The sequence below is a fragment of the Burkholderia sp. ABCPW 14 genome (assembly GCF_001523835.1).
Taxonomy (GTDB): Bacteria; Pseudomonadota; Gammaproteobacteria; order Burkholderiales; family Burkholderiaceae; genus Burkholderia; species Burkholderia mayonis.
In genome coordinates, this window is record NZ_LOVS01000131.1 from 20,210 (window position 1) to 39,273 (window position 19,064).

The window sequence follows — 19,064 nt, forward strand, 5'->3', positions numbered from 1 at the left end:
GCTAATGGACCGGCATTGAGAAGGTGGGTGTGTCGTGTGCGTCAGTCGCTTCCGCATGTAGCCGAAAACGTCAAATCTTTTCTGATGATGCCCTTTTCTTGGAGACGCTGAAAGACAGATTCTTCGCGCACGGGTACAGCAAAGTACGCCATCAACGTTGCCGCATTCAGATCGCGGAAATGTTGGAGGATCTCCATCGAGCAGCGCAATGCATGATCAAAAACGAGCCAAAGACACTTTTCGTGCGCTGGCCAGCGCGTCCAATGTTGAAACATCGCGGCCTTTTTTTTGTTGCTGTGTGCAAGCTCTCCGTATATGACCGTATCCAGTATCTCCCGATACGTGACCGCGTCTCCGCCGGGTTGAAGTGGCGAACCCGTTGACAGAAATAACGTGTTCTGTTCCCTCAACTGCGTGAATGCATTGTGAAATAAAGGGTGAGTAAACTCGTAATTCTCGGCGAGGCGTCCGATGCTAAATCTGTCATTGTTTTGGGTAAGCATTCGATAGGTCAGCGTGAAGGCATCGATGTTGTCCCGATCGAGATGACGTAGATCGAAATCGCTGACCTCGGTTTGCATCTCTATTTCCGTCGCTGCATCCCCGTCGTCGTCGATTACCTGATTTACAGACAGGATTTTTGCGCGAACCCGATTTAAGCTAAACGTGACAGCTTGGCTTTGGAAGAACCGAGTATGCTCAAGACGTTGCACCTTCTCGTTGAAGCCTATAAGCTGCTCTCGAAATTCCGACGCGTCAGGCGTTTTTCGAACTTGCATGGTCCGCCCCCGTTAGACGTTTCCAGCTTTGTGCATGGCGATGTCGTTCTGTGCAGGCATTGTTGAGGACTCTCAACGCGACCACACGTAGCCTCGGCAACGCACTCCTGACCAGCAAGTTAATCGGGTGGGATCGCATTTTGGCGTTCAGAGGCAAGTTCAATGTCGACGAAACGCAGGTTGCCCGATTTATTTCGCAAGGCGCGAACTAGCACTTGGCGGTTAACCATGGGGCCGATGACGTCATCGACCTGTTGAGAGACACCGCTTACTTTTTCTTCGCCTTTGTCAGGGACGTGAATCTTCAACCAATCGTCGTTGAGGTCAACAGCGCGCAGGTTGCCGGTTAATTCCACGACTTGCTCGCCGATGTTTGGCGCCGGTAGTTCGGTGCGGATAACCTTGGCTATTTTGGTGCGAGCAATGGCGTTGATTCGGGGTGCCTCTTCTACGCCTGCGGACCGGAATTCGAGACTTTCGAACTCTTTCCCAGCGGGCGTCATGTTTCGGACGAGCTTCCGAAATGTGGTCCGATAGTTATCATCTTGGATGAGAGCTTTGGTCGCGTCACCCGATTCATCCTCGGAAATCGTTTGGACGACGGTCAAAAACTGCTTCGCGACGTCGGATGCACCAGGATTCTGCTTTTCGAACAATTCGAGTTGTGTGCTAGCCTTGATCGCAACAGAGAATTGGAAGCTTCCCGGCACATCTTGCAAAAGCCATGGCTGGAATAATTGCGTGACGTCCTTGGTTGGCGGTCCCTTCCGGTGTGGCCGGTCAGTTGTCCATTCGATTACGCGATAAAACATCGCCTGAATCGTCTTCACGCGATCGACAATCAGGTCTAGCGGTGCGGCGCCGCGGAGCACGTCACCGCCTTTGACTGAGACGTTGACCATTCCCGGCAAGAAGTTGACGTCGTACTTCTGCTTCTCTCGTTCGGTGAAGACTGCTTGAACGATCTCTTCGAGTTGGAAACGTGCGAAGTCGGCTAACGCGCTGTCGCTCAACTGAGAGTATGCAAGTTGACAGGCGCGATCTAGCTCGCCGGCCTTGTACAGGAGAGCTACCGTACTTACTGCCGTGATATCGCGCGTTTTACGCTTGCTCGGGTCTAGCGCATCGAGGGCCTGACGTTCGAACTCGGCTGCTTTTGCGAACAACTGACGAGCATTTTCCTTATCGTTGGCACGTAGCGCTTCATGCGCCTGCTGCGCCGCTGTCTCGCTCAGCCGATGAAAGGTTAGCCAGGTCATGCCGCAGGTTCGAGCAGAATGAGTTTCGCGCGAAAGCCGACGACAGCGGCAAATGCTGGCAGGCTGCTTTTACCCTCCTTGGCTTGCTGCCGTTTCTGTTTGAGTCTGTATCGAACGTCTGTTTCGCCGCTGTCTGACCCAGAGACCTCCAGGCGGTATGCTTCCTCCAAGTAGGACTCTGGATCGCTTCCGACCGGCATCACGTAGTAGTCAGCCCCCGTCTTGGTTTCGCATCGCGCAACGCCAACCATGTTTTCCAACTCCTCTACGGCGGCGAGAGCTATAGCGTATGCGCCATCCCGCTTCGCGTCGTCGGCATTGAGATACGAGCGTTTCAGTGTGCCGTCGGCGGGCGTCCAGCCGAGTTCGACGGGCTGGGCTTCGCCACGGGACTCAAGCTGGAATTCCGTTGGCGAATTGTGATGCGCGTCGAGACGAACTCGTGCCGCGTTTGAACAAGTGTCCAATTGGGGTTGGTCGATTAGATGACGACCAGCAAGGTTCTCGAAAACGAGCCTCAACTTTTCTTCCACACGTACCCCCCGCATCTCGCGATTTTTGGGGAACAATGTAGCGCGACGTATCGCGAGCGTAAAGGAAAATCCCTTGTACTGAGCTTGACTGCGCGGTTGAAATGCAGACCAGATCAGTCCGAACTCTTGCGGCGTATCGCCGCCGATTTCGATCCCGATGGGGTAGGTAGCTGGATTCGGTATATCGAGGACATCGTCTTCTGGAGACGTGACGGTATACGAATCGCAAAAAGCGGCCGTATACCGTCAGAAATACCGTCACAAAACCGTAGATTCAGTTGGGCTCAAGGAGACGCCAGTAGACGAGTGATTCAGGAAAATCTAATCATTTCAATGGCTTATGGTCGTCCTGAGACGTGCTGAGCATCCGCTCCACGTACCGCGCAATCATGTCGATCTCCAGATTGACCTTCACGCCGGCCTTCAGATGCCGCAGCGTCGTCACTTCGACCGTATGAGGAATCAGGTTGATCGAGAATGCGCAGCCGTCGTCGCGATCCTCGACCGAATTGACGGTGAGGCTCACGCCGTTGACGGTGATCGAGCCCTTGTACGCGAGGTAGCGGCCGAGCTCGCGCGGCGCGAGCACGCGCAATTCGTGCGATTCGCCGACGGGCGCAAAGCGCGTGACCGTGCCGAGGCCGTCGACGTGCCCGGACACGATGTGGCCGCCGAGGCGATCGTGCGCGCGCAGCGCTTTTTCGAGGTTCACTTCGCCCGGCTCGGCGAGGCCGACCGTCTTGTTCAGGCTTTCGCGCGACACCTCGACGTCGAACGTATCGGCCGTCTTCGCGACGACTGTCATGCACGCGCCCTGGATCGCGATGCTGTCGCCGAGCGCGACGTCGGCAAGGTCGAGCCCGCCCGCGCGCAACGTGAGGCGCACGCCCGCGTCGGGCGAGGAGGCGATCGGCTCGATCGTTTCGATGCGGCCGACTGCCGCGACGATTCCGGTAAACATCGTGTCGGGTTCCGTTATGAGTGAGTAGGGGACGCGCTCGCGTGTGCGTTCGCGAAGCGAGCCAGGATGCGCAGGTCGTCGCCGACGCGCTCGACGCTATGAAACGCGAGCCGCATGCGGTCGGCGAGCGACGCGGGCGCGGCGACTTCGAACATCGCGGCCGCGTCGGCGCCGAGCAGGCTCGGCGCGAGATAGACGAGCAGCTCGTCGACGCAGCGCTCGCGCAGCAGCGAGCCGTTCAGCTTGTGGCCCGCTTCGACGTGCAGCTCGTTGATCCCGCGTTCGCCGAGCACGGCGAGCATGGCGGGTAGATCGACCTTGCCGCGCGCGTTCGCGAGCGGCACGATTTCCGCGCCGCGCGCGCGCAGCGCATCCGCGCGCGCTTCGCTCTGCCAGTCGAGCGCGCCGCAGAAGATGAGCAGCGAGCCGCCTTCGAGCAGGCGCGCGGAGAGCGGAATATCGAGGCGGCTGTCGATCAGCACGCGGCGTGGCTGACGCGGCGTGTCGACGCCGCGCACGTTGAGTTGCGGATCGTCTTCGCGCACGGTGCCGATGCCCGTCAGGATCGCGCAGGCACGCGCCCGCCATTTGTGGCCGTCGTCGCGTGCGGCGTCGCCCGTGATCCATTTGCTTTCGCCGGACGCGAGCGCCGTGCGCCCGTCGAGCGATGCGGCCGTCTTCATCCGCACCCAAGGCCGGCCGCGCGTCATCCGCGACACGAAGCCGATGTTCAGTTCGTGCGCCTCGTGCGCGAGCAGGCCGCAGCGCACGTCGATGCCCGCATCGCGCAGCATCGCGAGGCCGCGCCCGGACACCTGCGGGTTCGGGTCCTCCATCGCCGCGACGACCTTGCCGACGCGCGCGTCGATCAGCGCGTGCGCGCACGGCGGCGTGCGGCCGAAGTGGCTGCACGGCTCGAGCGTCACGTAGACGGTTGCGTCGCGCAGGTCGCTGCCGTGCGCACGCGCGTCCTTCAGCGCCTGCACTTCCGCGTGATCCTGGCCTGCCGGCTGCGTGAAGCCCTCGCCGATCACGACGTCGTCCTTGACGATCACGCAGCCGACGCGCGGATTCGGCGTCGTCGTATACATCCCGCGCGCGGCGAGCGCGAGCGCGCGCTGCATGTGGGTGAAGTCGCTTTCCGAGAACATCGGTGGGTCCTGTCTGTCGTCCGGCCGTTCAGGGGCGCAGCGCCGCGAACGCGCGGCGCGCGGCGGCGAGCGTCGCGTCGAGCGTGTCGTCGTCGTGCGCGCTCGACACGAAGCCCGCTTCGTACGCGGACGGCGCGAAGTACACGCCTTCGTCGAGCATCAGATGGAAGAAGCGGTTGAAGCGCTCGACATCGCTCTTCGTCACGTCGGCGAAGCTCGCCGGCACGCGCTCGATGAAGTAGAGGCCGAACATCCCGCCGATCGCATCGGCCGAGAACGGCACGCCGGCTGCGCGCGCCTCGGCCGCGAGGCCGTCGGCAAGCCGGCGCGTCTTCTGCGCGAGCGCGTCGTGGAAGCCGGGCGCCTGGATCAGCTTGAGCGTCGCCAGACCCGCCGCGACCGCGATCGGATTGCCCGACAGCGTGCCCGCCTGATAGACGCCGCCGAGCGGCGCGAGGTGCGACATGATGTCGCTGCGACCGCCGAACGCGGCGGCCGGCATCCCGCCGCCGATCACCTTGCCGAGGCACGTGAGGTCCGGCTTGATCCCGTAGCGCTGCTGCGCGCCGCCGAGCGCGACGCGGAAGCCGCACATCACTTCGTCGAAGATCAGCACGGCGCCGTGCTTCGTGCAGAGCGCGCGCAGCGCGTTCAGGAATTCGGGCGTGCCGCGCACGAGGTTCATGTTGCCCGCAACGGGCTCGACGATCACCGCGGCGATCTCGTTGCCGAACGCGGCGAACGCTGCTTCGAGCGCCGCCACGTTGTTGTATTCGAGGACGGTCGTGTGCTTCGCGACGTCGGCCGGCACGCCCGCCGACGTCGGGTTGCCGAACGTGAGGAGCCCCGAGCCCGCCTTCACGAGCAGGCTGTCCGCGTGGCCGTGGTAACAGCCTTCGAACTTGACGATCCGGCTGCGGCCGGTGAAGCCGCGCGCGAGGCGCAGCGCGCTCATCGTCGCCTCGGTGCCGCTCGACACCATCCGCACCTGCTCGATCGACGGCACGAGCTTGCAGATTTCCTCGGCGATTTCGATCTCGGCTTCGGTCGGCGCGCCGAACGAGAAGCCGTCGGCGAGCACGCGCTGCACGGCCGCCAGCACGTCCGGATGCACGTGGCCGACGATCATCGGGCCCCACGAGCCGATGTAGTCGATGTAGCGCTTGTCGTCCGCGTCCCAGAAGTACGCGCCTTGCGCGCGCGCGACGAAGCGCGGCGTGCCGCCGACCGAGCGGAATGCCCGCACCGGCGAATTGACGCCGCCGGGGATGGTTCGCTGGGCGCGTTCGAAGAGAGTTTGATTATTCGACATGAATTGGACCTGCGAGAGAGTGCGCGCGAGCGGCGAAGCGCCGCGGCTCGCGTCGGGCGTATCGATCCGACTGATTGTACCGGAGACGCGCGGCGCGGGTCCGGCCGGGGCTGCGGCGGTTGGGCGCGCGAGCAGGGCTGGTGGCGGTGCGGGCGCGTGACAGGCGGTGCGGCCCGCGTTTGCCGGGTGGCGCGCGGGCCGGATTTCGTCCGATTCTTTTCGTGCCGGCTCGCTTCGCCGCATTTGCCGGATCGACGGCGAGCCGCCGCGACGAAGGGCGGCTGGCTCGCCGGCTACGCGCGCCGCGGCGGCTTGCGCTTGCCGGTGAGCTCGGCCCAGCGCTTCTCGAGCGCGCCTTCGGCGACGGGCTTGATCGAGATGCCGGACGTCTGCGCATCCCACGTCTGCACCGAGAACGGATGCGCGCGCAGCGCGTCGCGCGGGACCGCGACTTCGCTATGGCCGTCGACGAGCCAGTCGTAGACGAAATCGATGCAAAGCCGATAGCCGCGCTTCATTTCCGGATCGGGCACTTCGTACGGCCCGCGCGTCACGTAGCCGGAGCCGAACACACCCTTCGGCTCCTTCGCGACGCGGTGCAGGAACACGCGATCGCCCGGCAGGATGCTGCGCGAGAAGCCGCAGCCCCAGACGTCCGCGACCGCTTCGCCCGCCTTCACGCGCGCGGCCATCTCGGGCAGCTCGGGCCACGGCCATTTCTTGGGGCTCCAGATCAACAGGAAGGCGGTCATGTCGGCGAGCTCGGCTCGGAATCGTCCAATGAAAACGGCGAGCTTAACCGATGCGTGGGCGCCGCGCGACGGCGGTGCGGGGCGAAGGGCGGCGGGATCAAGAAAATCGCCGTGGCCGGTGGAGGGCGAGCGCCGGCGCCCCGAACGCGCAAGCCGACGCCCAATCCGGGCCGCGTCAAGAACGCCGACGAAGGGTCGCGTACAATCGAAACCTCGCGTCGGCCCGATCGGCCGCCGCCCTCCCTGCCTGACCGTGCAGTGCGCTCACCGGCGCACGCCGGCCGCTTCCGTGGAATTCCAATGTCTCACGTCGCAAGACGCCGGCCCGACGGCCGGCTGATCCTGTTGCTCGGCGCGCTCGCCGCGTGCGGGCCGATCGCCACCGACATGTATCTGCCGAGCCTCCCCGCGATCGCGGACGGCTTCGGCGTGAGTGCCGCCGCCGCGCAGCGCACGCTGACGAGCTTCATGGCCGGCTTCTCGATCGGCATGCTGCTCTACGGACCGCTGTCCGACACGTACGGCCGCCGGCCCGTGCTGCTCGGCGGCATCGCGCTCTTCACGCTCGCGAGCGTCGGCTGCTTCGTCGCCGCGTCGATCGACATGCTGATCGTCGTCCGCTTCCTGCAGGCGTTCGGCGCGGGCGCCGCGTCGGTGCTCGCGCGCGCGATCGCGCGCGACGCGCACGAGCCCGCCGACGCCGCGAAGGTGCTGTCGATGGTCGCGATCGTCACCGCGGTCGGACCGCTTCTCGCCCCGCTCATCGGCGGGCAGGTGCTGCGCTTCTCCGGCTGGCGCGGCGTGTTCGTCGTGCTCACGCTGTTCGGCGCGGTATGCGCGGCGGCCGCGTTCCTGCGCGTGCCCGAGACCTGGCCGCGCGAGAAGCGCGCGAGCGCCGCCGTGCTGCGCTCGTTCGCCGCGTACGGACGCATCGTCGCCGATCCGGTCGCATGGGGCCACATGCTGTGCGGCGGGATGGCGTTCGCGTCGATGTTCGCGTACATCACCGCGACGCCGTTCGTCTACATCGACTACTTCCACGTGTCGCCGCAGCATTACGGGCTGCTGTTCGGGCTGAACGTCGTCGGCATCATGATCGGCAACTTCCTGAACACGCGTCTCGTCGGCCGCGTCGGCTCGCTGAAGATCATCGCCGCCGCGTCGCTGCTGAGCTGCGCGGCGTCGCTTGCTGTCGCGTTCTTCGCGCTCACGGGGCTGGGTGGCCTGTGGTCGATCGTCACGAGCCTCTTTTTCGTCGTCGGCGTCGTCGGCATCCTGTCGGCGAACTGCACGACCGACCTGATGCACCGCTATCCGCACAACGCGGGCGCCGCGGCCGCCGTGTTCGGCGCGATGCAGCTCGCGCTAGGCGCGCTCGCGAGCGTCGCGATCGGCGCGCTCGCCAACGGCACGCCGTTCGCGATGGGCGTGACGATCGGCGTCACGGGCCTGTTGTGCTTCGGCGGGCGCATGCTCGTGCTGCGCTGGCACGGCCGGCCGGTGAAGGGCCGACTGAGCAACGTCGACGTCGCGTAAAAAAGCGCCGGCGGCTCGCAAGCGAACCGCCGGCCCCGCGGCTCGCCGCCGCGCGACGCGAAGGGCCGCGTCGCGCGCGCGATCACGACGCGTGCGCGACGCCGTACTGCGACGACAGATATCGCCGGATATCGTCGGGCGCGTTGATGAAGCGCGTGCCGTCGCGCTCCTGAACGGCGACCGACGCGTCGTTCGGCATCCGGCCGTTGCCGAGCACGATCACCGGCGCGGACTGATTGGTTTCGCCGATCAGCGCCACGATCGCGTTGCGCGGGCGCGGCGCGTCGATGTACTCGACGTCGACCGCGTCGCGCAGTTGCGGGAAGAAGCTCAGCAAGCCTTCGACCGCCACCGAATCGCCGCAGTAGAACGGGCCTTCCGCGCCGCTGTAGAAGCCCGGACGAAGGATGAACAGTTTGTCTTTCATGGTTGTCTCGCTAAGGTTGGACTACGTGGGTTGGGGCAGGCGCCGGCGATACGCGCGAGCACCGCGTGAGGGCGTCCCGCCGCCCGCGCGGCATCGCGGCGGGTCAGGCTTCGATCTGAGTTGGCGCGGCGGCGCGCAGCCGCGAGAATCCGGCTTCGAGGTCGGCGATCATGTCGTCCGGGTGTTCGAGGCCCGCGTGAATCCGCAGCAGCGGGCCTTCCCGTTTCCATTGCGTCGCCGTGCGACAGCTCGCCGGGTTCGACCGGAGGATCAGGCTTTCGAAGCCGCCCCAGCTATAGCCCATGCCGAAGCACGTCATCCCGTCGAGCATCGCGCGCAGCGCTTCGTCCGATTGCGGGTGCAGCACGACGCCGAACAGTCCGCTCGCGCCCGTGAAGTCGCGCCGCCAGAGCGCGTGTCCGGGCGAACCGGGCCGCGCCGGATACAGGATCTCGGCGACTTCGGGCTGCCTGGCGAGCCATTCCGTCAGCGCGTGCGCATTGCGCTGATGCCGCTCGAGCCGCACCGACAGCGTGCGCAGCCCGCGCAGCGCGAGATACGCGTCGTCGCCGCTCACGGTCATGCCGAGCTGCCGGTAGAAGCGGTTGATCTTCGGATAGAGCGCGTCAGTCGTCAGGATCGCGCCCATCAGCACGTCGGAGTGGCCCGAGATGTACTTCGTCGCCGCGTGAATCGACACGTCGACGCCGTGCTCGAACGAACGGAAATAGAGCGGCGTCGCCCACGTGTTGTCCATCAGCACGATCGCGTCGTGCCGATGCGCGATCCGGCTGATCGCCGGAATGTCCTGCACTTCGAACGTCAGCGAGCCGGGCGACTCGACGAACACGGCGCGCGTATTCGGACGCATCAGCGCGGCGATGTCCGCGCCGATCGACGGATCGAAGTACGTCGTCTCGATGCCGAGGCGCGCGAGCGTCTCCGCACAGAACGCGCGCGTCGGGTCGTAGACGGAGTCCGTCATCAGCAGATGGCCGCCGGGACCGAGCGTCGCGAGCAGCGACGTCGTGATCGCGCTCAGCCCGCTCGGCGTGAGCATCGCGCGATGCGCGCCTTCGAGGCGAGCGAGCGCGGTCTCGAGCGCGCGTGTGGTCGGGCTGCCGCCGCGCCCGTAGGCGCTCGGCGTGCCGCTCGCGTGCTTCAGCGCTTCGACGCTGTCGAAGAGCAGCGTCGATTGCCGGTAGACGGGCGGGTTCACGGGCGCGCCGAGCTGGCTGTGCGTGCGGCCCTCGTGGGCGAGGACGGTGTCGGTCGAATGCGTGGCGTTCAAGGCGTGTTCCTTTGGTCGTCTGTTCAATCGAGGCGAATCGAGCGGCGCCGCGCGTCGCGGCGTGGCAGTTCGTGAAGTCATGTTAATTGCGCGAGATCGGAAATTGTTTTTAAAGATTCGCGCACATCCGGATAAGATTGGAAAAATTTTCTAATCCGGAGGAGATATGGACAAACGCGATGCTCAGATGCTCACGTTGCTGCAACAGGACGCGACGATCAGCCTGAACGACCTCGCGAAGGCGGTGAACCTGTCGCCGACGCCATGCTGGCGCAGGCTGCAGAAACTGCGCGAAGACGGCGTGATCTGCCGGCAGGTCGTGCTCTGCGATCCGGCGAAGCTGAATCTCGGGCTCACCGCGTTCGTAACGGTGCGCTCGAACCAGCACGGCGACGCGTGGACGATGCGCTTCATCGAGGCCGTCCGCGCGATTCCGGAGATCATCGAAATCTATCAGATGAGCGGCGACGTCGATTACTTGTTGAAGGTCGTCGTGCCCGACATCGCCGGCTACGACAGCGTCTACAAGCGGCTCATCAAGAGCGTCGAGCTGATGGACGTGAGCTCCGCGTTCGCGATGGAGGTCATCAAGCGCACGACCGCGCTGCCGCTCGATTACGTCGCGACCGAGTGACGCGGGCGCGCGGCCTGCCGACGACGATCGCCGGTGGGCCGCCCACGATTCGCGATCGCGACGTGCGCGCGCGTTCGCGAATCAATCCGTGCCGCACGCGTCGCGATACGCGAACAGCGCGGGCGCGCCGCCCGTGTGCAGGAACAGCACCGGGCCGCTTCCTTCGAAGCGGCCGCGCGCGATGCCGTCGAGCAGGCCCGCCATCGCCTTGCCCGTGTACACGGGATCGAGCAGCAGCCCCTCGGTCCGTGCGAGCAGCCGGACTGCGTCGATGCCCGCGCGATTGGGCTCGCCGTAGCGCGGCGCGAAGTAGTCGTCCCACAGATCGATGCGCGTGTCGGCCGGCGTCTCGATGTCGAGCAGCTCGCTCGTCCGGTCGAGCAGTTGCTGCACCTTCGGACGCTGTTCCGCGTCGATGCGCGACACGGTGACTCCGATCACGGGCAGCGACGGCAATGCATGCGAGAGCGCGAACGCGAGGCCCGCATGCGTGCCCGCGCTGCCGGACGCGAGCGCGACGGCCGAGAAGTCGAGCCCCGCCGCGCGGATCTGCTGCGCGAGCTCGAGACCCGCGCGCACGTAGCCGAGTGCGCCGAGCGCATTCGATCCTCCGATCGGAATCACGTACGGACGGCGTCCTTCGCCGCGCAGCCGCTGCGCGGCCGCTTCGAGCTGCCGGTCCGCGTCGTCGAGGCTGCCGACGACGTGCGCGCGCACGCGGAACAGATCGAGCAGCAGCCGGTTGCCGCTCCGCAGATAGTCGTCGCGTGCGGTGCCGATCGGGTTCTCGAGCAGCGCGACGCAATCGAGGCCGAGCTGCGCGGCGAGCGCCGCGGTCTGCCGGACGTGATTCGACTGGATCGCGCCCGCGGTCACGAGCACGTCCGCCTTCTCACGGATCGCGTCCGCGGCGAGAAACTCGAGCTTGCGCAGCTTGTTGCCGCCCATCGCGAGCGACGTGAAATCGTCGCGCTTGACGTAGACGTCGCGGCCGACGTGCGCCGACAGGCGCGGCAGCCGTTGCAGCGGCGTCGCCGCGTCGATCAGGTTCAGGCGCGCAAAGGCGCTCAGTCGGGTTGAAAGAGGCGTCGTCGTGTTCATGCCGGGTCGAGGTGTCGGGTGGAGGATATCGAGTCGAAGTGTCGGGTCGACGTGTCGCCGCCGGCGGCGGCATGCGGCGCGGGTCAGTGCAGGATCTTGTCGAGGAAGTCGCGTGCGCGCTCGGAGCGCGGCGTATCGAAGAACGCGTCGCTCGCCGCGTCTTCGACGATCACGCCGCGATCCATGAACAGCACGCGATGCGCGACCTTGCGCGCAAAGCCCATCTCGTGCGTGACGCAGACCATCGTCATCCCTTCGCGAGCGAGCTCGACCATCACGTCGAGCACTTCGTTGATCATCTCCGGATCGAGCGCGGACGTCGGTTCGTCGAACAGCATCGCGACGGGATTCATCGACAGCGCACGCGCGATCGCGACGCGCTGCTGCTGGCCGCCCGACAACTGGCCGGGGAATTTCCGCGCATGCGCCTTCAGCCCGACGCGGTCGAGCAGTTGCAGCCCGATGTCGTGCGCGTCGTCCTTCGCGCGGCGCAGAACCTTGATCTGCGCGAGCGTGAGGTTCTCGAGCACGGACAGGTGCGGGAACAGCTCGAAATGCTGGAACACCATGCCGACGCGCGCACGCAGTTGCGCGAGCTTGACCGACGGATCGTCGAGCCGCGCGCCGTCGACGGTGATGCAGCCTTTCTGGAACGGCTCAAGGCCGTTGATCGTCTTGATGAGCGTCGATTTGCCGGAGCCGGACGGACCGCAGACGACGACCACTTCGCCTTTCGATACCGCCGCGCTGCAATCGGTGAGGACCTGATGCTTGTCGTACCACTTCGATACGTTGTCGAGAGTAATCATGTCGGGGTGCTTCGTGAGTGGCGGGACGCGCGGCCGTCCGGAAGCCGGACGGCCGGCGCGCGATCAGTGCGTCGACGGCAGCGCGCAGCGCGTTTCGATGCGGCCCTGCAGTCGCGCGAGCAGCGTGCTCAGCACCCAGTAAATCGCGGCGGCGGCGAGATACAGCGGCAGCGGCTGGAACGTCGACGCGATCACTTCCTGCGTCGAGCGCAGCAGCTCCGTGACGGTGATGACGGAGACGAGCGACGTGTCCTTGATGAGGCTGATCAGCGTGTTGCCGAGGCTCGGCACTGCGAGGCGCAGCGCCTGCGGGCAGATCACGTGGCGCAGCGTCTGCACGTGCGTGAAGCCGAGACTGTGCGATGCGGCCCACTGGCCACGGCCGATGCCGAGGATCGCGCCGCGCATGCTTTCCGACAGGTATGCGCCCGCGTTGAGCGTGAGGGTGAGGATGCCAGCGGAGGTTGGATCGAGCGAGATGCCGATGCTGGGCAGTCCGTAGTAGACGACGAACATCTGCACGAGGAGCGGCGTGCCGCGCATCACGCTAACGTAACCCTGAGCGATCGCGGACAGGGGCTTGTTGTTGCCGATGCGCACGATCGCGACCAGGAGGCCGACGATCAAGCCCAGCACCATCGACGCGACGGCGAATTTGATCGTGAGCACCGCGCCCATCGCCAGGACGGGAAGGCTGTGAACGATCAGATTGAATGCTTCCATGAACGTGTCTCCAGATCGTTGCCGGGCGCGTCGGCGGCGCAATGCGGGCCGACGCGCGCGCGGGCTGCTGCGGTCAATGTGCGTTGGGGGTTGTCGTGTCGGAGCCGAACCACTGCATCGAGATCTTCTTCAGCGTGCCGTCCTGGCGCATCGCCGCGAGCGCGTCGTCGATCGCCTTCGCAAACTTCGGATTACCCTTGCGGAACGGAATGCCCATTTGCGTGTCGGCGCCGGGAATCATGTTGCCCGTGCGCAGCGGCAGGTGCGAGCGCTTGATCAGGTACGAAAGCATCAGGTGGTCATTCACGGCCGCGTCGATCCGGCCCGTTGCGAGATCGCTCAGCATCTCCGCATCGCCGGGATAGGTCCGCAGGCCGACCTCGGGCACAGTCTTCACGAGATCCGCATAGTTGCTGCCCAGCACGACCCCCGCCTTGAGGCCCTTCAGGTCGTTCAGCGACTTGAACGCGCGCGAATCGTTTTCACGCTGCAGCAACTGCACACTCGAGTACACGTACGGCTGGCTGAAGTCGAGGGCCTGCTTGCGCGCCGGCGTGATCCCAACTTGGTTGACGATCACGTCGAACTTGCCCGCCTGCAGGCCGGCGAGGATTCCGCTCCATTCGGTCGTGATGAACTGCGGCTTCACGCCGAGCCGCGCGGCGACTGCCTTCGCCACGTCGACGTCGAATCCTTCGAGCTGGCCGTCGCTGTTGCGGTAGTCGAACGGCGGGTACGTGCCTTCGAGCGCGATCTTGAGCACGCCGGATTGCTTGACGCTGTCGAGCAGGTCGGCCGCGTGCGCGGAGGCGGTCGCGATGCCCACGAGCGCGGCGACGACTGCTGACGTGAACATCGGCTTGAATGCCTTCATCTTGATCTCCGTTGATAAAAACTGATCGGTTGATTTCACGGCTGCGTCGTCGCCTCGACGGCGATCCCGGCACCGCGCGGGTTCATGCGGGATGTGCGGGGCGGGGCGTCGTCCGGCGGCTACGAAAGCGAGTCGATTGAAGGCAAGCTTAATTTTGTCAAAATGGAAAATGTTTCCAAAGAAGTGCGGACTTTGGCGGCCGCGTGGAAAGTTTTTCTAGTGCTTCGAAGGGTTGCGCAAACAATCTGCTGTGGGTGCAACCGGGTGCGACTGGCCGAAGGATTCGCCAGCCTGTCGGCCCCACGCAATGCGTCGCACAAAAAAAACCGGAGCCCCAAGGCTCCGGCTTACTGCGGCTCGCGGCTCGCGGCTCGCGGCTCGCGTCAGTCTTTCGCGGCGGGCGCCGCGCCATGGCTCAGCCAGTCGAGCACGTCGGTGGCTTCGTCGTCCGCACTCGTGCCCGCGCGCACCTTTGCGCGCGCCATCGCCTCCGCGAGTTCCGCGTTCGGCGCGGCGCGGCGGATCGCAACGCCGACCGCGAGGATGTCGATCATCACGAGATGCAGGATTCGCGAGATCATCGACAACTGCGACTCGCGCATTTCGATGTGATCGGTCTCGAGCGCGACCGTCGCGCGCTTCGCGAGCGGCGTGTTGCTCGACGTGATCGCGATCACCTTCGCGCCCGCCTGCATCGCGACGTCGAGTACGCGCAAGAGCTCCGGCGCGCGGCCCGACTTCGACACCGCGACGATCACGTCGCCCTTGCCGAGGAGCGCCGCGGACGCCGCCTGCATGTACAGGTCGCCGTACGCGATCGTCGGGATTCCGAAGCGGAAGAACTTGTAGTGCGCGTCCTGCGCGACGATGTTTGAATTGCCGAGCCCGTAGAACTCGATGCGCCGCGCGTTGTTCAGGATGTCGATCGCCTGCTCGACGTGCTCGAAGTTCAGATGCTCGCGCAACTGGAGAATCGCCGACACCGTGTTGTCGAGCACCTTCGCGCCGAAATCGGTGGCGGTGTCGCCCAGATGCACCTGGCTGTGGCTCATCGGAATCGTGCCCGTCAGGCCCGTCGCGAGCTTCAGCTTGAAATCCGACAGCCCCTGGCAGCCGAGCGAGCGGCAGAAGCGGATGACGGTCGGCTGGCTCACGTCGGCCTTGCGCGCGATGTCGACGATCGGATCGTTGATGATCGAGCGCGGATGGTTGAGCGCGAGATCGGCGACGCGCCGCTCGGCGGGCGTCAGCGCATCGCGCATCTGCCGGATCCGCTCGAACACGGCCGACGACGCGCCGCCCGTGCGGTTCGACAACTGCTCGGCGAGGATCGCCGACACGCCGAGGAACGCAGGATACTCGGCGGTGATGAGGTAGGTCGGGATGTTCGCGAGATAGGTCTCGAAGCGGCCCTTCGCCTCGAAGCGCGCGCGAAACGGCGAGCGCATGAACAGCTCGCCCAGCTTCGGCACGACGCCGCCGCCGATGTAGATGCCGCCCAGCGCACCGAGCGTTACCGCGAGGTTGCCCGCGAACGTGCCGAGAATCCCGCAGAAGCACTCCACCGCCTCGCGCGCGAGCGCATCGCCCGCGTGCGCGCGCTCGACGATGTCGGCCGTGTCGACGTTCGCGGCGACCCGCTTCTTGTCGCGCGCGGCGAGCGCGCGATAGATGATCTCCATGCCCGGGCCCGCGCACACGCGCTCGAACGATACGTGCGGATACTTGTGGCGCGCGTACTGCAGCACGAGATCCTCGCGTTCGTCCATCGGCGCGAACGTCGCGTGGCCGCCTTCGCTGCCGAGCGCGATCCAGCGGTCGTCGGCCGGAATGAGCCCCGACACGCCGAGCCCCGTGCCCGGTCCCATCAGGCCGATCACGCTGCTCTGCCGGCGCGCGCCGCCGCCGATCTGCACGCGCTGCGCGTCGGTGAGGCCCGGCAGCGCCATCGCGAGCGCGGTGAAATCGTTGACGACGAGGAGCGTGTCGAAGCCGAGCGCGCGGCGCGTCGCTTCGATCGAGAAGCTCCAGTTGTGATTCGTCATCCGGACCTGATCGCCGTCGACGGGATTCGCGATCGCGATCGCCGCGTGGTTCACGCGGCCGATCTTCACGTCCTTCAGATACTTGCGGATCGCGTCGGTGAGCGTCGGATAGTCGGCGCCCGGGTACACGCGGATCTGCGTGACCTCGCCCGGGCCCGTCTCGAGCGCGAAGCGCGCGTTCGTGCCGCCGACGTCGGCCAATAGGCGCGGCCCGTCGGCGTGCTGTCTCGCCGCGGCGACGTTAGTTTGCACACCAGTAGACATCGAGCTTCGTCCCCTTGTCGTTGGCGAGTTGCGAAATCGCGTTCTTCTGCGGCGCGGCGGCCGCCGCCTCGAGCACCTCGCGCTTGCGGGTTCCCGCGATCAGCAGGAACAGGCGGTCGATGCGCTTCAGCGCGTCGAGCGACAGGCTCACGCGCGCATGCGGCGCGGCGCCCGGATGGACGGCGACGAAGCGCTCGGTCGTCGCGATCGCGTGATCCCATTCGGGCGCGTCCGCGAAAATCGAAGCGGTGTGGCCGTCCTCGCCCATGCCGAGCACGGCGACGTCGGGCAGCGGATGCGCGGGGCTCTGATTGAGCGCGGCGACCTGCGTGTCGGGCGACTCGCGCAGGTCGACGAGCGGCGCGAAGCGCGCGTGCGCGGCCGCGTTTCGCAGCAGCGTCTCGTGTACGAGCTTCGCGTTGCTTGCGTCGTCGGTGTCGGGCACCCAGCGGTCGTCGACGAGCGTCACGTCGATCCGCGGCCAGTCGAGCGCGGCGCTCGACAGCGTTTGCAGGAACGGCCGCGGGCTCGTGCCGCCCGACACCGCGAGCGTCGCGCGCGCGCGCAGCGCGAGCGCTGCCGCGAGCGCTTCGCCGACCGCTTGCGCGAGCGCTTCGGTTTGCGCGCGCGGGCTTTCGAAAGCGTGAACCTCGATCACTTCTCCTCCAGACTGCCTTTATTGAATTGAATGAATTCAGTGGGAACCATCGAGCGGCGCGCATGCGAAACCGCACGCGCGCTGCTTTGCATCAGTTTTCTTCTTCGAGCCAGCAGGTGCCGTGCTGCGCGAGCATCGCGCTCGCGGCGGCGGGGCCCCAGGTGCCGGCCGCGTACGGCTTCGGCGGCTTCGCCGAGCGCGCCCATTCGTTCAGGATCGGCTCGACCCAGCGCCATGCGGCTTCCTGCTCGTCACGACGGACGAAGAGGGCGAGGCGGCCGTTGATCACATCGAGCAGCAGGCGCTGGTACGCCTCCATCTGGCCTTCCTTGAAGAACTGGTCGAACGCGAGGTCGAGGTGCACGCTCGCGAGGTTCATCCCTTCGCCCGGCTGCTTCGCGAGGCAGTACAGACGAATCGACTCGTTCGGCTGCAGCCGGATCACGAGGCGGTTCGCGCCCGCGCGCAGCGCAGTGGGCCCGAGCGCCGAGTGCGGCACCGGACGGAAGTTGACGACGATCTCCGCGACGCGGTCGGCGAGCCGCTTGCCGGTGCGCAGGAAGAACGGCACGCCGGCCCAGCGCCAGTTCTCGATCTCGACCTTCAGCGCGACGAACGTCTCGGTCTGGCTGTCGGACTTCACGCCGGACTCGGTTGCGTAGGCGGGCACCTGCGCGCCCTTGATCACGCCCGCGTGGTACTGGCCGCGCACGGCGACCTTGCCGATGTCGCGCGGATCGACGGGCTTCAGCGCGCGCAACACGCGCAGCTTCTCGTCGCGGACCGAATCGGAATCCATCGAGTGCGGCGGCTCCATCGCGACGATCGACAGGAGTTGCAGCAGGTGGTTCTGCACCATGTCGCGCAGCGCGCCGGTATTGTCGTAGAAATCGCCGCGGGCTTCGACGCCGAGCTCCTCGGCGATCGTGATCTGGATGCTCTCGACCCATTCGCGGCGCCACAGCGGCTCGAAGAGCGCATTGCCGAAGCGCAGCGCGAGCAGGTTCTGCACCGGCTCCTTCCCGAGGTAGTGGTCGATCCGGTAGATCTGATCTTCTGCGAAGATCTCGCCGACCGCGTCGTTGATCGCGTTCGACGAGCGCAGGTCGTAGCCGAGCGGTTTCTCGAGCACGATCCGCGCGCCTTCGTTGAGGCCCACGGCGGCGAGCGCCTTGCAGATCGGCACGAAGAGCGACGGGCCCGTCGCCAGATAGAACACGCGGATGCCCGACAGCCGGCCGACCGCGTCGCGCAGCAGCGCGTAGTCCTCCGCGCGGCCGAGATCGAGCTTTACGTACACGATGCGCTCGAGGAAGCTCTGCCAGACGGATTCGTCGAACGCGCCGCCCGACGCCTTCGCCGCGTGCGGCTTCACGTGCTCGTCGACCCATTGCAGGTAGCCGTCGCGGTCCGCCGCATGGCGGGCCACGGCGACGATCCTGCCGGCTTCCGACAGCATGTTCGCACGGTGCGCCTCGAAGAGCGCGGGGAGGATCTTGCGCATCGACAGATCGCCGGTGCCGCCGAAGAGAACGAAGGTGAAGCTCGAATCGGTATGCATGTGTGTCCGCCGGTTGGGGATGCCCGAGACGCGGGCCGTAGTGCGATAAAAATATTTTTGACACTGAATTGTAGTTTAACTACAATCCGCCGCAAGGGGTAGCTCCCGAACGAAGAAAAGAAGCGCACGGCATGAAGAGGCGCGATCTTCGGACGGGCCGTGCGGCGCGAGCGCCGCACGTGGAAATGTTATCGGACATTGATGAAGCGCATGTGCGCGCGCGTCGCTGCCCCGGGTTCGAGCCGCGCGGCGGCGGAACCGGATAGCCCAAAGAGGAGACAGTCGTTGAATCTCGAGTCACTCAGTTCCTAAGAGCCCGCGGCCGGCATCGGCCCGCACGCATCATGCGTCGTTCGCGGCTCGATTTCCCGTGTCGTTCCGTAGCAAAGCCGGC

General features: G+C 65.7%; 18 protein-coding genes. 2 read left to right on the forward strand and 16 right to left on the reverse strand.

Annotated elements, in window-relative coordinates:
• Positions 1 to 41 precede the first annotated feature (41 nt).
• The 7 genes from WS62_RS19885 to WS62_RS19915 form a co-directional block, all read right to left on the reverse strand.
• On the reverse strand, positions 42 to 779 hold the full coding sequence (locus WS62_RS19885; RefSeq protein WP_156441060.1) for a hypothetical protein: 738 nt from the start codon (positions 777 to 779) through the stop codon (positions 42 to 44).
• A gap of 119 nt (positions 780 to 898) precedes the next feature.
• The gene (locus tag WS62_RS19890) at positions 899 to 2,038 is read right to left on the reverse strand and encodes a hypothetical protein (protein WP_066574286.1); all 1,140 of its coding nucleotides are present in this window, start codon (positions 2,036 to 2,038) and stop codon (positions 899 to 901) included.
• Entirely contained in the window at positions 2,035 to 2,571 is a 537-nt protein-coding gene (locus WS62_RS19895; protein ID WP_156441061.1) for a hypothetical protein, read from the reverse strand. The genes WS62_RS19890 and WS62_RS19895 overlap by 4 nt, the downstream gene beginning before the upstream one ends.
• A 325-nt stretch (positions 2,572 to 2,896) precedes the next feature.
• The gene (locus tag WS62_RS19900) at positions 2,897 to 3,532 is read right to left on the reverse strand and encodes a riboflavin synthase (RefSeq protein ID WP_066574292.1); all 636 of its coding nucleotides are present in this window, start codon (positions 3,530 to 3,532) and stop codon (positions 2,897 to 2,899) included.
• A gap of 14 nt (positions 3,533 to 3,546) precedes the next feature.
• Positions 3,547 to 4,683 (reverse strand): bifunctional diaminohydroxyphosphoribosylaminopyrimidine deaminase/5-amino-6-(5-phosphoribosylamino)uracil reductase RibD, encoded by a 1,137-nt coding sequence (gene ribD, locus WS62_RS19905; RefSeq protein WP_066574294.1) that lies wholly within the window; start codon positions 4,681 to 4,683, stop codon positions 3,547 to 3,549.
• Between the two features lie 28 nt (positions 4,684 to 4,711).
• The gene (gene hemL, locus WS62_RS19910; RefSeq protein ID WP_442855095.1) at positions 4,712 to 6,130 is read right to left on the reverse strand and encodes a glutamate-1-semialdehyde 2,1-aminomutase; all 1,419 of its coding nucleotides are present in this window, start codon (positions 6,128 to 6,130) and stop codon (positions 4,712 to 4,714) included.
• Between the two features lie 158 nt (positions 6,131 to 6,288).
• A complete protein-coding gene (locus WS62_RS19915) occupies positions 6,289 to 6,747 on the reverse strand; it encodes a hypothetical protein (protein ID WP_066574299.1) in 459 nt (152 codons plus the stop codon).
• 300 nt (positions 6,748 to 7,047) lie between these two features.
• On the opposite strand from WS62_RS19915, the gene WS62_RS19920 reads away from it, so the two are divergent.
• Positions 7,048 to 8,283 (forward strand): Bcr/CflA family multidrug efflux MFS transporter, encoded by a 1,236-nt coding sequence (locus tag WS62_RS19920; RefSeq protein ID WP_059471215.1) that lies wholly within the window; start codon positions 7,048 to 7,050, stop codon positions 8,281 to 8,283.
• Positions 8,284 to 8,365: 82 nt separating this feature from the next.
• On the opposite strand, the gene WS62_RS19925 is transcribed toward WS62_RS19920, so the two are convergent.
• Both WS62_RS19925 and metC read right to left on the reverse strand, forming a co-directional pair.
• On the reverse strand, positions 8,366 to 8,710 hold the full coding sequence (locus WS62_RS19925) for a DUF3088 domain-containing protein (RefSeq protein WP_059471214.1): 345 nt from the start codon (positions 8,708 to 8,710) through the stop codon (positions 8,366 to 8,368).
• Between the two features lie 103 nt (positions 8,711 to 8,813).
• Complete coding sequence (metC, locus tag WS62_RS19930) at positions 8,814 to 10,001, reverse strand: cystathionine beta-lyase (protein WP_066574301.1); 1,188 nt, start codon at positions 9,999 to 10,001, stop codon at positions 8,814 to 8,816.
• A 166-nt stretch (positions 10,002 to 10,167) separates the two neighbouring features.
• Here metC and WS62_RS19935 point away from each other — a divergent pair, with 166 nt between their 5' ends.
• The gene (locus WS62_RS19935) at positions 10,168 to 10,635 is read left to right on the forward strand and encodes an Lrp/AsnC family transcriptional regulator (protein ID WP_066574303.1); all 468 of its coding nucleotides are present in this window, start codon (positions 10,168 to 10,170) and stop codon (positions 10,633 to 10,635) included.
• Between the two features lie 81 nt (positions 10,636 to 10,716).
• Here the strand turns inward: WS62_RS19935 and WS62_RS19940 are convergent, their stop codons facing one another.
• From WS62_RS19940 to zwf, 7 genes are all read right to left on the reverse strand, one after another.
• On the reverse strand, positions 10,717 to 11,736 hold the full coding sequence (locus WS62_RS19940; RefSeq protein WP_066574305.1) for a D-cysteine desulfhydrase: 1,020 nt from the start codon (positions 11,734 to 11,736) through the stop codon (positions 10,717 to 10,719).
• Between the two features lie 83 nt (positions 11,737 to 11,819).
• The gene (locus WS62_RS19945; RefSeq protein ID WP_066574306.1) at positions 11,820 to 12,545 is read right to left on the reverse strand and encodes an amino acid ABC transporter ATP-binding protein; all 726 of its coding nucleotides are present in this window, start codon (positions 12,543 to 12,545) and stop codon (positions 11,820 to 11,822) included.
• Positions 12,546 to 12,608: 63 nt separating this feature from the next.
• On the reverse strand, positions 12,609 to 13,268 hold the full coding sequence (locus WS62_RS19950; RefSeq protein WP_066574307.1) for an amino acid ABC transporter permease: 660 nt from the start codon (positions 13,266 to 13,268) through the stop codon (positions 12,609 to 12,611).
• Positions 13,269 to 13,341: 73 nt separating this feature from the next.
• Positions 13,342 to 14,142, reverse strand: a complete 801-nt coding sequence (locus tag WS62_RS19955; protein WP_066574308.1) for a transporter substrate-binding domain-containing protein — start codon at positions 14,140 to 14,142, stop codon at positions 13,342 to 13,344.
• Positions 14,143 to 14,525: 383 nt separating this feature from the next.
• Positions 14,526 to 16,451 (reverse strand): bifunctional transcriptional regulator/glucokinase, encoded by a 1,926-nt coding sequence (locus WS62_RS19960; protein WP_066574310.1) that lies wholly within the window; start codon positions 16,449 to 16,451, stop codon positions 14,526 to 14,528.
• On the reverse strand, positions 16,429 to 17,109 hold the full coding sequence (pgl, locus tag WS62_RS19965; protein WP_066574313.1) for a 6-phosphogluconolactonase: 681 nt from the start codon (positions 17,107 to 17,109) through the stop codon (positions 16,429 to 16,431). The genes WS62_RS19960 and pgl overlap by 23 nt, the downstream gene beginning before the upstream one ends.
• Positions 17,110 to 17,200: 91 nt before the next feature.
• Entirely contained in the window at positions 17,201 to 18,670 is a 1,470-nt protein-coding gene (gene zwf, locus WS62_RS19970; protein ID WP_066574316.1) for a glucose-6-phosphate dehydrogenase, read from the reverse strand.
• Positions 18,671 to 19,064 lie beyond the last annotated feature (394 nt).

Excerpts from the sequence above, each read along its gene's own strand:
- WS62_RS19920 (WP_059471215.1), top strand. The coding sequence starts at position 7,048 with ATGTCTCACGTCGCAAGACGCCGGCCCGACGGCCGGCTGATCCTGTTG.
- WS62_RS19935 (WP_066574303.1), top strand. The coding sequence starts at position 10,168 with ATGGACAAACGCGATGCTCAGATGCTCACGTTGCTGCAACAGGACGCG.
- zwf (WP_066574316.1), bottom strand. The coding sequence starts at position 18,670 with ATGCATACCGATTCGAGCTTCACCTTCGTTCTCTTCGGCGGCACCGGC.
- WS62_RS19960 (WP_066574310.1), bottom strand. The coding sequence starts at position 16,451 with ATGTCTACTGGTGTGCAAACTAACGTCGCCGCGGCGAGACAGCACGCC.
- WS62_RS19890 (WP_066574286.1), bottom strand. The coding sequence starts at position 2,038 with ATGACCTGGCTAACCTTTCATCGGCTGAGCGAGACAGCGGCGCAGCAG.
- WS62_RS19945 (WP_066574306.1), bottom strand. The coding sequence starts at position 12,545 with ATGATTACTCTCGACAACGTATCGAAGTGGTACGACAAGCATCAGGTC.
- WS62_RS19925 (WP_059471214.1), bottom strand. The coding sequence starts at position 8,710 with ATGAAAGACAAACTGTTCATCCTTCGTCCGGGCTTCTACAGCGGCGCG.
- ribD (WP_066574294.1), bottom strand. The coding sequence starts at position 4,683 with ATGTTCTCGGAAAGCGACTTCACCCACATGCAGCGCGCGCTCGCGCTC.
- WS62_RS19940 (WP_066574305.1), bottom strand. The coding sequence starts at position 11,736 with ATGAACACGACGACGCCTCTTTCAACCCGACTGAGCGCCTTTGCGCGC.
- WS62_RS19955 (WP_066574308.1), bottom strand. The coding sequence starts at position 14,142 with ATGAAGGCATTCAAGCCGATGTTCACGTCAGCAGTCGTCGCCGCGCTC.
- WS62_RS19900 (WP_066574292.1), bottom strand. The coding sequence starts at position 3,532 with ATGTTTACCGGAATCGTCGCGGCAGTCGGCCGCATCGAAACGATCGAG.
- WS62_RS19915 (WP_066574299.1), bottom strand. The coding sequence starts at position 6,747 with ATGACCGCCTTCCTGTTGATCTGGAGCCCCAAGAAATGGCCGTGGCCC.
- WS62_RS19950 (WP_066574307.1), bottom strand. The coding sequence starts at position 13,268 with ATGGAAGCATTCAATCTGATCGTTCACAGCCTTCCCGTCCTGGCGATG.
- WS62_RS19885 (WP_156441060.1), bottom strand. The coding sequence starts at position 779 with ATGCAAGTTCGAAAAACGCCTGACGCGTCGGAATTTCGAGAGCAGCTT.